The organism is Dehalobacter sp. 12DCB1 (genome assembly GCF_004343605.1).
GTDB lineage: Bacteria > Bacillota > Desulfitobacteriia > Desulfitobacteriales > Syntrophobotulaceae > Dehalobacter.
The window spans coordinates 1-12,494 of record NZ_POSF01000013.1 but is presented as its reverse complement, the minus strand read 5'-3'; the positions used below and the strand labels follow the sequence as shown (position 1 = coordinate 12,494).

Annotated in this window: 14 protein-coding genes; 5 read left to right on the top strand and 9 right to left on the bottom strand. The window is 36.3% G+C overall.

Translation table 11 applies throughout. The annotated features are described in order from the left end of the window. Window positions 1-25: 25 nt before the first annotated feature. The 4 genes from C1I38_RS05430 (at window position 26) to C1I38_RS05415 (ending at window position 4,212) form a co-directional block, all read left to right on the top strand. Complete coding sequence (locus C1I38_RS05430) at window positions 26-736, top strand: hypothetical protein (RefSeq protein WP_119776950.1); 711 nt, start codon at window positions 26-28, stop codon at window positions 734-736. Window positions 737-1,304: 568 nt separating this feature from the next. Beyond that, a complete protein-coding gene (locus C1I38_RS05425) occupies window positions 1,305-2,498 on the top strand; it encodes a cation:proton antiporter (RefSeq protein ID WP_119776951.1) in 1,194 nt (397 codons plus the stop codon). A 90-nt stretch (window positions 2,499-2,588) separates the two neighbouring features. Further along, the gene (locus C1I38_RS05420; RefSeq protein ID WP_119776953.1) at window positions 2,589-3,893 is read left to right on the top strand and encodes a reductive dehalogenase; all 1,305 of its coding nucleotides are present in this window, start codon (window positions 2,589-2,591) and stop codon (window positions 3,891-3,893) included. A 40-nt stretch (window positions 3,894-3,933) separates the two neighbouring features. Then, window positions 3,934-4,212, top strand: coding sequence for a dehalogenase (locus C1I38_RS05415; RefSeq protein WP_119776954.1), 279 nt, complete (start codon window positions 3,934-3,936; stop codon window positions 4,210-4,212). Between the two features lie 82 nt (window positions 4,213-4,294). Here the strand turns inward: C1I38_RS05415 and C1I38_RS05410 are convergent, their stop codons facing one another. The 6 genes from C1I38_RS05410 to C1I38_RS05385 all read right to left on the bottom strand — a co-directional run bounded on the left by C1I38_RS05410 (window position 4,295) and on the right by C1I38_RS05385 (window position 10,604). Beyond that, the gene (locus C1I38_RS05410; protein ID WP_119776956.1) at window positions 4,295-5,902 is read right to left on the bottom strand and encodes a helix-turn-helix domain-containing protein; all 1,608 of its coding nucleotides are present in this window, start codon (window positions 5,900-5,902) and stop codon (window positions 4,295-4,297) included. Between the two features lie 370 nt (window positions 5,903-6,272). Continuing rightward, window positions 6,273-7,718, bottom strand: a complete 1,446-nt coding sequence (locus C1I38_RS05405; protein WP_119776959.1) for a HEPN domain-containing protein — start codon at window positions 7,716-7,718, stop codon at window positions 6,273-6,275. Window positions 7,719-7,957: 239 nt separating this feature from the next. Beyond that, a complete protein-coding gene (locus C1I38_RS05400) occupies window positions 7,958-8,515 on the bottom strand; it encodes a hypothetical protein (protein ID WP_119776961.1) in 558 nt (185 codons plus the stop codon). 135 nt (window positions 8,516-8,650) lie between these two features. After that, window positions 8,651-9,367, bottom strand: coding sequence for a hypothetical protein (locus tag C1I38_RS05395; protein WP_119776962.1), 717 nt, complete (start codon window positions 9,365-9,367; stop codon window positions 8,651-8,653). Between the two features lie 665 nt (window positions 9,368-10,032). Next, window positions 10,033-10,362, bottom strand: a complete 330-nt coding sequence (locus tag C1I38_RS05390) for a helix-turn-helix transcriptional regulator (protein ID WP_119776964.1) — start codon at window positions 10,360-10,362, stop codon at window positions 10,033-10,035. A 29-nt stretch (window positions 10,363-10,391) separates the two neighbouring features. Further along, on the bottom strand, window positions 10,392-10,604 hold the full coding sequence (locus C1I38_RS05385) for a helix-turn-helix transcriptional regulator (RefSeq protein WP_015044008.1): 213 nt from the start codon (window positions 10,602-10,604) through the stop codon (window positions 10,392-10,394). Window positions 10,605-10,730: 126 nt separating this feature from the next. On the opposite strand from C1I38_RS05385, the gene C1I38_RS05380 reads away from it, so the two are divergent. Beyond that, entirely contained in the window at window positions 10,731-11,117 is a 387-nt protein-coding gene (locus C1I38_RS05380; RefSeq protein WP_119776966.1) for a response regulator, read from the top strand. Between the two features lie 242 nt (window positions 11,118-11,359). On the opposite strand, the gene C1I38_RS05375 is transcribed toward C1I38_RS05380, so the two are convergent. The 3 genes from C1I38_RS05375 to C1I38_RS05365 all read right to left on the bottom strand — a co-directional run bounded on the left by C1I38_RS05375 (window position 11,360) and on the right by C1I38_RS05365 (window position 12,445). Beyond that, window positions 11,360-11,665, bottom strand: coding sequence for a type II toxin-antitoxin system RelE/ParE family toxin (locus C1I38_RS05375; protein WP_119776991.1), 306 nt, complete (start codon window positions 11,663-11,665; stop codon window positions 11,360-11,362). Beyond that, window positions 11,655-11,921 (bottom strand): type II toxin-antitoxin system Phd/YefM family antitoxin, encoded by a 267-nt coding sequence (locus C1I38_RS05370; RefSeq protein ID WP_119776967.1) that lies wholly within the window; start codon window positions 11,919-11,921, stop codon window positions 11,655-11,657. The genes C1I38_RS05375 and C1I38_RS05370 overlap by 11 nt, the downstream gene beginning before the upstream one ends. Window positions 11,922-12,205: 284 nt before the next feature. Beyond that, the gene (locus C1I38_RS05365) at window positions 12,206-12,445 is read right to left on the bottom strand and encodes a DUF2922 domain-containing protein (RefSeq protein ID WP_026156604.1); all 240 of its coding nucleotides are present in this window, start codon (window positions 12,443-12,445) and stop codon (window positions 12,206-12,208) included. Window positions 12,446-12,494: the final 49 nt, after the last annotated feature.

The window sequence follows — 12,494 nt, the reverse complement described above, 5'->3', positions numbered from 1 at the left end:
ATAAAATTTCAAGAGGAGTACAGATATGCAAAAATTGATAGTAATTATCTGTATGGCAGTTTTTTTGGTAGTTATGCAGACGGGATGTAGTAATAATGCATCTGAAACGTCGTCTGCGCTGACACAACAGGAATCACTTTCGGAAACTCCACAAACGCCGAGGACAAATGCTGTTGAAAGTCCTCAAAATAATTTGCATTCAAATAGCTCGTCGGCTCCTAGTGAGGATATAGCGACCGTTCCTTATGACCCAAGTAAATACTTTACTGATGACGAATTAGTATTTACCGGAGGTGTTCGTCTAGAGATGAGCTATGAAGAGGTACTCGGAATTCTTGGTGGCTATGATGAGTTTTTTGATAACGCCCCTGGAGTGAAATCTTTTAAAAAGAACGGTGTCCTTTACGGCTTTTATGAAAGTGACGGTGTCTACCGCTTGAAGAATCTAAACTTGTCTGTATCTTCGAAGGAAGTCTTTCCTAGAGGAATCAAGGTCGGAGATAAGATTGAAGATGTGCTGAATAAATTCCCTGGAAATGATAAAACGTTGCGTAAATGGGCTTATCAAAATATCTATGGCGGGGATCATATGGAAATGTCCTATGCGAAATTGGAATTTAGAATGTATGATGAGTGTTATCATTTAACGGTAAAAACCCCAAAATCTATGATGGCAGTGAATTTCGACAAGAAAAATTGTGTGCGTTTCATAGAAATTTACGGTGAAGGTTTGTAAATAATATAAACCTTTAAAAAACAAAAATCTCTGACACCGATTATTTAATTGTAGTTGGTGTCTTTTTTTGTTTAAAATACTAAAATTTCTATCGATTAAAAAAATATATATAGTGCTTGATGCACTAAAATAAATGAGGATTAATAGCATCGCGCATATATCTTAACTTGATATTTTATGATTAAATTATCAATGAAAAAGTTTATATAAGCGGAAAGATCGTAGCCTGGTTCAGCTGGTGCTGCATTTTATTTATGCCTGCGTAAGCTTCAGCAAAATTATTGAAGAATATCGATGGTTTAGTACACTAGGCGATTTATGTAAGTCTAGCGTCTCTTTTATCTGCCGTATCTGAGAAAATCAATTTATGCCATTATCATTGAGGGGTTACTGCAAATATACTTGCACCTGCCTGTATTACGCCGGAAACCCTGATAAATGAAGGCTATGATCTGTGAAGAACCAGGAAAATAGTATCAAAACCGCCCTTGAATTTAATTAGTAGTATTCATTCGTTAGCCCTTAGAATAATCAAAATTTAGAACAAGGAGGGAATGCTTAGTAAGATATGTCAAATGAAATCAGTTATTTACCGCTGTTAATTATCGCTATTACCGCGGTCATCGTTCCTCTGATTTTAAACAAAGTAAAAATAATCACCATTCCGATCGTTGTCGGAGAAATTATTGCAGGCATGATTCTTGGAAAAAGCGGATTTAACTTATTTGATACTACGGACAATATTAATTTTCTTTATAATCTGGGTTTTGTGTTTCTTATGTTCCTGGCAGGTGTGGAAATAAACCTTAACTTAATATCATCTACTCGGCATCAAAGTTCAAGAACTTATGAGAGACCTGCAATTTTAGCTTTAACTGTGGCTCTTAGCACAATGGTCCTATCATTTGGATTGGCTTTTGTGCTCAAACAAGCAGGTTTAATATCCAATTATATCATTATCGGTCTCGTCCTTTCCACCACATCAGTAGGAGTTGTCGTTCCAATATTAAAAGAACGCGATCTATTATCTTCAGCTTACGGACAGGTCATACTTCTAGGGGCAATGTTTGCTGATATTATAACCATGGTTCTATTGTCGTTATATATAACATCGATAACCTCAGACTCGGTTTCAGAAATATTTTTAATTATCCTGTTAGTCCCCGCCTTCTTTGTCCTCTGGAAGTTGGGACAAAAAGCGATGAATTTTCCTGCTGTTGAAAAGCTTGCCGGAAAAAACGCTCAAATTAAAATCAGAGGAGCCTTTGCCCTTTTAATTTTATTCATTTTGCTAGCGCAGACCTTAAAAACAGAAATCATCCTAGCTGCTTTTATGGCCGGCTTGATAGTTTCTCTTCTTAATGACCGGGAAACTTCACCGATATATTCCAAATTAGATTCTATAGGGTATGGAATTTTTACACCATTTTTTTTCGTCGTTGTTGGTATTAACTTAAATATTACTGACATTATCCGTAAACCTGAAAATATATACCTTCTGCCCATTTTATTATTGTCGGTCTATTTAGTACGTTTTATTCCAGCCGTAATTTTACAAAAAGTTTTCTCATGGAGAAAAGCCCTAGCAGCAGAAGCTCTCCTCTCTTCAAGATTAAGTTTAGTCATTGCCATTAGTGCAGTTGGTTTAAACTATGGACTGATTGACGCCAGTTTAAGCGGAACAATTATTTTATTAGCTATTTGTAGTTGTATTTTGTCCCCAATCATATTCAATCAATTGTACAAAAACTGTAATTCTTAGTTGGGGGTGGTCATTTATTAATTTAAAACAAATTTCATCAATTACAATTCAAAATCATTAATAATCAAATTATATACGAGGTGAAAAGAAATGAATGAAGAAAACCAAAAAAGACAAGATCAACAGGAGATTCAGAAAAGCAAAACTGCACCCAATACGGCAGATAAAACCTTAAAGCCGTCGGTCACGAACGTAAGGTATAGCAAAGCCGCCCTTCAGAAATCCAATAAAAAAACAGTTCTCAAGGCCTCAGACCACGGTGCTGTCTTTGTCAAACGGCATGCGTATAACCCTGAAAATGCGACACAGTTAAGTTCAACAAAAATTGTTGGGCCCATTGAAAGGATCAGTGAAACGGATCAAGGGTTTCATAAAGCTGCCCGCGGTATTTATGGTGAGCAGGTAATAAAGGCTATAGTTAAACTTGGTGGCAAGCATCCGTTAATGGCTGCCCTATTCACCATGTCGCATGCCATCGGTGCGCCCAATTTTGTAGACGGGCCGGTAAGAGCGGAGAAACTTCCTTTGCCGCCGAAGGATTTGCTGGCGACCCATATTAAAGATCTCGGGATGTTTCTTGGCGCGTCAGAAGTTGGTGTTGGGCTGATGCCGCCTCACGCTTTCTATTCGGAGAAAGGTCCTCAAGTAGGCCAAGGACCCTATGATGCTTCGAAAACGACTCCGATAACAAATACGCATAAATACGCCATAGGCATCATCGTAGACCAGAGCTTGCCTACCATAACGAGTTCAACGGGCTTTGACGGAATTAGTTCAACCCAAAGCTATATGGCATATTTGAATTCGGGTATGATTGCTTGTTGTATTGCAGCTTATATTCGTAATCTTGGATATTCAGCAAGAGCGCATCATTGTGGAAATTATGAGCTGATAATACCGCCGGTAATGGTAGCGTGCGGTCTGGCTGAAATGACGCGTACCGGTGAATGTGTTGCTCATCCGCGCCTGGGTTTCCGTTTCAAGTCGGCCGCTGTAACGACGGATATGCCTATGGAACCCGATAAGCCCATATCTTTTGGTGCCCGGGAATTCTGTGTCACGTGTAAAAAATGTGCAGATGAATGCCCTTCGGGAGCTATTAGTCATGATGATCAACCTATCATTCATAATGGCTATGAAAAATGGAATACCAATGTCCAAAAATGCACGACATTCCGGGTTAGTAATAAGAATGGTGCGATGTGCGGGCGTTGTATGAAAGTTTGTCCGTGGAACAATAAGGAAGAAAGCTGGTTCCACTCGGTTGGAGTAGCCGCTGCTTCGAAGTCGCAATTAGCTGCAAGGCTATTAAAAAATATGGATGATTTCTTTGGTTACGGTACCGAAGTCATAGAAGAAAATAAGTGGTGGCTAGAATGGCCGGAACTATTTTAATGTTTAGATCGCTAGATTACAAAGCAAAGGAGCTGAGCGTATGGTCGGAATGATTTACTCTTTTTTTGTCGGGGCCTTATCAGTTTTAATTGAAATCGGAGTTAATAGTCTCACTTCTGCCAGCGGAAAGGTTATGACTTGGTACGGCTGGGTGCTGGTTTATTTGATTTATGCCTGCATCATAATGGGAACGTCCTTCGTTTACATTAATGCTGTGGGAAAGCACAAGGTTGCAAGGGCAAGAGGGGCAATGCTTCTCTTTGTAGGATCTGCAGTTGGTTGTTTAAGCCTCTGGGGGGTATGGCATTACTGGATGTAGCCCTAAGAATTAATGATAATGGAGATTAATTATGTACGTCAAAGCGCTAGACAAGCAATATTGTCTAGCGCTTTTGTTTATTTTAGTCGTTATTTAGATTCAATTTGTTTATGTAGTCTAAAACTTTAAAAGAAAACTGCAGGTGAAGTAAAAAATTAATGTCATCTAGATCCACTTCCATGATTTCTTGTATTTTTTCAATACGAAGGCTCATTGTGTTACGGTGAATATGTAAAATGTTTGCGGTTTCAATTAGTTTCTTTGAATTTTCAATAAAAGTATAGAGTGTTTGGGTGAAATTAGTTTTATTTTTCTGGTCGTAATCTATAAGGGTTAGGAGGGATGGATGACATAAATCTTTTAAGTCGGTGTAAGATGAGCATAACTCAATCACATAATTTATTAAATATTTTTCATATTCAAAGAAAACCTTTTCTTGAGAAGATTTTACGCCGATATCCATTGCTGTAAGGGATTGTTGGTAAAACTTATAGGTTTCAGTGAGGTCTTGAAAAGTGCGACTTAACCCGGCATGCAGGTTATTTTCATTAAGGAACCCAAACATATACTCAAAATCAATTTCGTGAAAGGGAGTATCGATACTCCTGCTAATCAGGATCACGACGTTATCCTCATAAATGATCGGTTTGCTGAAACTAATCAGACTTCCCACCATATCTCTAATGTAGGAAAGGGGAATATTTGCAAGGTCAAATTGAGAGGGCCTTATCGTAAGAATACATAAGTTTTTTTTGAAATTACAATCTAGATACATTAATCTTTCATTGATTACTTTTGAGTCCTTTATCTTTTTACTTAGCAAGTCAGCTAAAAAATATTCGTACATAATCCCTTTTGAGTTAATCAGAAATTTGTTTTTCTGCATTTCAGAGGAAATGACTTTGCATAAAAGTGTAAGAAGATCGATATCTTCATCCTTAATCGGTTGTAATACTTCCATGATTACAACTCTGCCGACAGTTTTTCCTTTAATATTGATACTTGACAGTACTTGGGAAACAGAGGGTTCCGATAGTAAAGGAAATACTGAATAATTACCATTGGAATGGTCATCCTTAATTTTTTCTTTAGATAAGAACAACACCGGAAGTTTGCTGTTGTTCACTTTTTCCAAAGCTCTTTTGTGTCTCATCAAAGAAACCGTTTCGTAAGAAAAAAAACCTTTTGTCGTCAGTTCAGTCCACATAGGATCATTAACCGTAATATTTTTTGTATAAGCAAGCAGCTTAAAACTTTTATCTAATACCATCATCGGGTTTCCTATTAATGGAAATGCCATATCGATGATATGTTGTATTCCCTGCCCCTGAGCGAGAGAATCTAGTAAAATTTCGGAATCAAGGGAGTGTTTGGTTTTATTGTTGAAGATATCCTGTATCGTATTAAACACTGCATTAAAATTAATTTCTCCCTCAATTTTCAATAGGTTAAAGGGTGGATTCTTTTCGAAGTAATCTGGTAAAGCCTCATCCGTTATCAAAATAAGATGAGTTCCGCCATGGTTGGCAAAAGTTTCAAGGTTAGCGTTAGTACTCATATACAGAACATCGGGTTCAAAGGTCTGCTTTCCAGTCTCTATGAGTTTCAAGGTCCGGATCGCAGATAGCCCATTGGCGGATTTATAGAGTTTTGGATTAAATGCATTTAATTTTTCCAGAAGTGTGGTCATGTAGATATCCAGCGGATATACCCCCCAAGTATAAAAGTCATATACTTTTCAGTTGGAACGAGCCTTATTGGTAATCTTCTTTATAGTATAGTACAAACTGCGAAGCATTTCATCTTATAGTCTTTAATGCATTTTAATTCTAAACAACCCACTGTATTTTCCCTTTCATAAGTCCTATAAAAAGAATTCTTTCGCCGCAGGACGCGGCGGTCGTGCGCGCGATTTTATATAACGTCCTGAGTATTGCCGACGCGTCCCATTCACATGAATCTTTACAAAGTGTTGGCAATACTCTGTTTAAGTGAAGTTGGTCGCCCCCATATTCAGGAGTCGCCACGGACGGCGACTCCTAAATCCCCACAAGTTATTCTTATTTTTGTCCTAAAGACTGAACTATGTAATAATCAATTTGTTTTATATCAAAATACTCAGTGTGTTCTAATAATGTTTTAATCACTATTCTTAGATAATCAATAGCTAGTTCAATAACTGGAATAGATGATTTTTCTAATGCAATTAATTCATTAGCCTTTTTCGGTACTCTACCATGAACAATATCGGATCGATATTTATATATTTTGGACATAGATTTATGTATGTCCAATGGAGTGTATTCACCATAATTACCTATTGATACTATTGCAGCCATACGGGATGTAATTTTATATGTTAATTCGCCCTTATCATCATCTGATAATAATATTTCTAATGCAATTATTGCGTCCAAAATTGAATCTTCTTGATTATCCCGCAAATAACATCTATTAAACCGATTGATTGCAATTTGAAGCTTATTTTTATCATTGCTTAAAATTTTATTAAACGCATTAGCAATTAATTTTAATTGTTCAGCTGTTAAACAATGTGTTTGTTTCAGCCAACCATATTTATCAAAATATTGAGGATAAGCCCTTACAGAGGTACCATAAACAGGAGGCAGAAATGCAGTATATCTATCAGCCCAGTTTTTGGGGATGCAAAGTAATTGGGCATATCCTGTATCAAAACCCGTTGCTAACCTTAACGAAGCAAAAAAGTGATTAATTAAATCATTTGGATAAGCACTTTCTTCGTGTATTGTATTATAAAATGATTCAAAAGACTCATTTTTAATTTCATAATTCTTAAATACTACCATATGAGTTGCACAACCTAGAACAGTATCATGTACTCCAGAACCATAGGAATTAACATCTATTCTTGCTAACTGAAATTCATCATTCATTTTAACAATTGAAACATTTTTGTTTATTTGATAATTATCAATCTCAAAATTCAACATTAGAATTGGAACAGCTATATCTACACTTAGCTTTTCTTCGAAATATCTTATACATTTTTCTACGAACATTTCTTCAAATTCTTTCTCATCAAAAATTTCATTATTATACATATGTAAATATCTATCTATTAAGCTTCCTAAAAACGAATTAAACAAATAATCTTTTAACTGAAAAACATTTTCTTCTTTATCTTTAATTGTTAAATCTATTTTAAAAGCGATGTCAGTATTATTAAGTAAAAACATTTTTAGTTCTTCGTAATTTGATAATGTGTTATATTGTATTTTATTTATATCGTCAGTGGATGAAGTAAAGATCGACTTATAGTCTGCTGGGCCTTCTGTAAAAATCGCGCTAGAAAAGTGAGGCATACCATTGGGGAAATCTGTATTTTTCTTAGGAAATTTATAATAAGTACTTATATATTTCTTTGATAATTTATATTCTAATGCTTTATTAATTCCATCACGTACAACTATATTAGTAAGCCGATAAAATTCCTTTATTAGATCACCACTAATTTTCGAATCCACAAATCTATTCCTCACTTTTATTTCTATAATTCAGAATTAAATTCTTACCCCGTGCCTGGACGGCCCGGCCTTTGTGACCAATTTCATTAACTACGTTCCGAGTATTGCCGAAGCGTCCCAACTACTTTCATTTTGGCAAAGTTTTGGCAATACTCTGTTAAAATGAAGTTGGTCGCCTTTCTGTTCAGAGTGGTCATGGACGACCGCCCCTCAAATCCTTTATTAACAATCATCCAAAATCATACTTTGTTTTGCGTGCTTTTATTTCTTCTTTCCCGATCAATATTGTCAAGTATTATTCTTTCAATCTTGACTGGTTCATCACACTCACTGTCCCTTGCTCTGTAATCACATCTTGGGCACACGAAGCCTAGCTCGTAAACATTTGAATATTGTATCATTGGTGTATCACAGTTTGGACAAAGAGCAGTTAATTCTGATATAACCCAAGCGTTTTTATAAGAATGCCACTTCCAGTCCCAAGTCCATTTCCATTTCTTAAATTTTCCTTCTCTATAGCTACAAAAGTCTGGTTTAATAGATTCTTCCTGCCTAAACTTAGCAATTAAGTAGATAACTAAAAATATAAAAAATATGCCTAGAATTACCCACCATACTTTAAGCTCTAAATTCAAAACATGAAGCACGAAGTTCCAAATTGCCTTAATAATTTGATAAATTGTACTAAAGATAGGTCTGTTTTTAAAATAGTCATATCCGATTGTAAGAAGTAAACTGAAAATAGAAGTCCCTATACTAATAGTCCAAGGGGATTTTAACATTTTTTTATCTCTCATCTATCCTACCCTCTTTAATGATTCTAGCTTATCTAAAATGATTAAAACGCTACTATAAACCTTAACTGTCCGCGGACGGCGCGGCCCTTGCGACCAATTATTCAAAAAATTGACCCAATTTCAACAATGGGTAATTTATTTAAAATTGAACTTGTTAAAAGGGTTTTCTTCCTTGGATAACTCTACCCAATTAAAATCGTACTTTTCATCATCCACCCATGAATTAGCTTCTTTTATACTAAATAGCGAGTCATCTACAAATGAATAACCCTCATCATCTGAATGGTACATCATGCACTCGTTATAGGTGAAAAATGCATTATACGAAAACTGAGAATAGAGTATACACAGGAGACCAGCCATAGATTCTAATAGATTTCCTAGAGTAGCGTCTTTGAAATTATTATGTCGATCATGTTTAACATTGTTGTATTTCTGATACCATTTTAATGAATATCCGTTTTTCCATTCTTTAAATGGTTCAAAAATCTTTTTACCTGACCTCCATATATCTAGCTTGACACTGTATTCTGAAAGCTTTGAACACTTTTCTATATTAAAATAATCAATAATATTTAAATTTCTTTGGTTATAGCCATTTGATAACAAAATCCCTTTACAGTTAGCTTCAAATTCAGTTGAAGTTCTCAGGAATAATTCATAAATTCTATGTGAATATACATTTAAATTTTCTTCGCTTGGTTCTACATATTCAAATATTTTTTTCAAATCATTTATGATAAGATAATAACCCCTACATAAAGATATTCGATCATTCGCATATCTAGGGTCTTCATAATATCCTTCGCTTCCAGGTCTAACAATTCTAAAATAAGGCTTATTTAAACTCATTTGGACATCCCTCAATTTCTAAAGCTTAATCTATTTTCAAAAGACTCAAAAAACTGACTTACTTAATCCGCGCCAGGACGGCGCGGCCTTTACGACCAATTTCATTTAACGTTTCGCGAAGTTCCGTAGCGTCTTACCACATTCATATATTCTAAGTTACGGAACTTCGCTGTTAGACGATGGACCATGCCCCCAGCTTCAGAGCCGACCATGGATGGGAGGCCCTTAAACTGTTCCCCTTGAACTTAATTGATTTATTAAATAAGAATAATTGGCAGCCTGTTTTGCAGGATCTTTATGAACATTAAAATTAGTTCTTCCATTTCGGCCCACCAATAAATCCAAGCAGCTTATAAACTTCTTTCATCAAGTCTTCCTTCGATAAACTGATCTGGTTCGTCAGAATGCACTTAATTTGGTAACAGCTTTTTACTGATCGGGGCTTCCGCAGCTATAACCTGACGGATCTGGTAAAGAATCAATCCGGTTACTTTTTAATTTGATATTCGTGAAATTTCACTGCTATCCTTCTAAAAAATTAAAATATGTGGAAATTAATTCTAAAAATAACAAAGCAGCCCTTTGCTGGAAAAGGCTACTTATATATCGGAAAGGATTTATACTTCTGATAGTTTAAAAAAAGTGCTGTTCGCACTTTTTTTAAACTATAGTTTTTCATCAACTACCCACGTTATGAAATGGTCAACCAGTTCCAGCTTTTTCTCATCGCATAGCTTGATTTTTTGATTAATTTGAGAAAGCAGGCTGTCATTTGTGTGCCTGACAATACCCAGCAGGAAGTAATCCGGCGTTATGTCCAGGGCCTCACATATTTTAATTAATGTTTCAATGCTGGGAATAGAATGATTGTTTTCTATATTGGAAATATGGTTGTTGCTTAGTCCCGTGGCTTCTGCGATGTCATCCTGGGTCAGGTTCAACACCTTGCGCCTTTTTGCAATTCGTTCACCTAATTCTTTGTAATCAATCTTCAAATCTTATCACCCTGTTTAACTTTATCAGCTCAGCGATAAGGTTGTTTATTTTCTGTAAGCCCGACCAGATAGTCAACGCTGGTTTTATAAAACTGTGCGAGTTTAATCATGATGTTCAGTGGAACATCACGTTCCCCTCGCTCATATTTGGAGTATAAAGATTGATCACACATCAGGTATTCTGCAATTTGTTGTTGGGTTAGATCATGATCTTCACGAACATCACGTATTTTTAAGCGCATTATCATCACCAAAGCAAGTATATCTTAGGACGATAAGTCCTATTGACATATTGGACTATTTGTCCTAAAATTATTCAACGAAAGCCACTTATGTGATTGTGGAGGAATATGTGGAGGAGATAAGTATTGCTTACTATCGGCATTTGCGATGACAGGCCGCTGTGTCGCCAGTTATTGGAGGCATTCATTCATTTATATGAAAAAGAAAAGGGGGTTTCATTTGATATTTACCAATTTGGCAGTGGTGAAGAGCTTCTTGAAGAACTTAATAAGCTTGGGATGATTTTTGACCTTCTTTTTCTTGATAATAGTATGAAAAAGCTGACCGGTCTCGAGACCGCCAAACAAATACGGCAATCTGCTTCCATGTCAACATGCAGCATCGTGTTTGTGACATCTGCCGATGATCATGATCAATTTATGCAGGTACAACCTTTACAAGTATTATGTAAGCCAGGTACTCAGGAGCGTATTGATGCTATATTAGACAAAGTTCTGACCAAGAAGGCGTAATCATAAGCTTCACTTTTCTTTACATAATCAGCTTCAATTTTTTTATTTAAAGTGTGCTCCAACAAATTCTATAATACCCTTCATGTCCATTCAATCAATTCCCCATTTTTCTCAGTTTGGTATTTGATTGTATTGATTTTGGCCGTGATGACAAGCGTGATGACCGCATATAAAAAGGCCTGTCCGCAAAAACGAAAGCGATTTCGTTTTTGCGGACAGGCCTGGGTCAGTCACTTAATTTATCAGATTAGTGTGTCCCTACCTTTATATAGTATTCTTCTGACTTCCATCACATTGTCAATAACTACATAGAAGATAGTAAAATTATCTACATAAATCCGATAATACGGATTTTTCCTTTTTCGATTTGATTGAAAAGGTTCGAAAGATAATGGCCAATTTAATCTTTCAGTAATTGAATTTTCGATTTTATTGATAAGCCTTACTGCGGCATCGGGGTTATGAAGCTTAAATACAAGGTAATCAACAATTTCATTAAGGTCGGCTCCGAATCTGGGAATATATCTTAAAGAATACTTACCTTCCATCATTAATTCTCGCTTTCACCTTTGAGAAAACCTCTTCATGAGTGTAGCGGATGTCTGTTGAATCCGCCTCCTTATCTGCTTCATCAAGTTTCAGTTCTGTATTATCTGTCAATTCCGCATATTTTTCAAGACTTAGCACCACCATAGAGCCATAACCGTTTTTCGTTAAATAAACAGGCTCCCCTTCTTTAACAACTAAATTTTCAATTTCCGGAAATTTATTTCTTAAATCTGAAACAGGTCTGATATGGATCACGCCTTGTCACCTCTTTTGCATTATTTTATCATAAATATATCACTATTTTATTAAAATATCAATAATATATGACCGGACCGCTTAAATGAGATCATCGGTCGGTCCGATATACTTAAGAATGCGTCTTTTGAAATACGCTTATCTTTTATAGTTCAAACTTAGCTAAGGTTCATATAATAATATGAACAGTGATCAGGCAAAAGAAGAGGAGGCGAGACCACCGGCAAATCCTGATTGCCGTCGGCCCGCCCCCGCTCTTCATCTTTTATGCCGGTACTGCTCGCTTACGCTTGCGGAGGATCATAAAGGTCATTGGTCGTGGTTTCAATGACCTTTATATCCTTTACCCCTGTAAGGGCACCGTTTGTCGTAAGGAATATCCCGCCTGCGATAAGCGAGTTCATAACGTCCATGGCTTCAGTTAGCAGGATATCCTCTCGCGGTTGGGGAACCGTTAGGGAAAACGTGTTCCCTCCGGTGGTAGCGAAAGTTAATCTTGCTGTTCGGTTGGTGGTCACAGCCAATTGAATCACCTCCTTGACGCCTGAAATTGCCCTCCGCTTTACGCTTCGT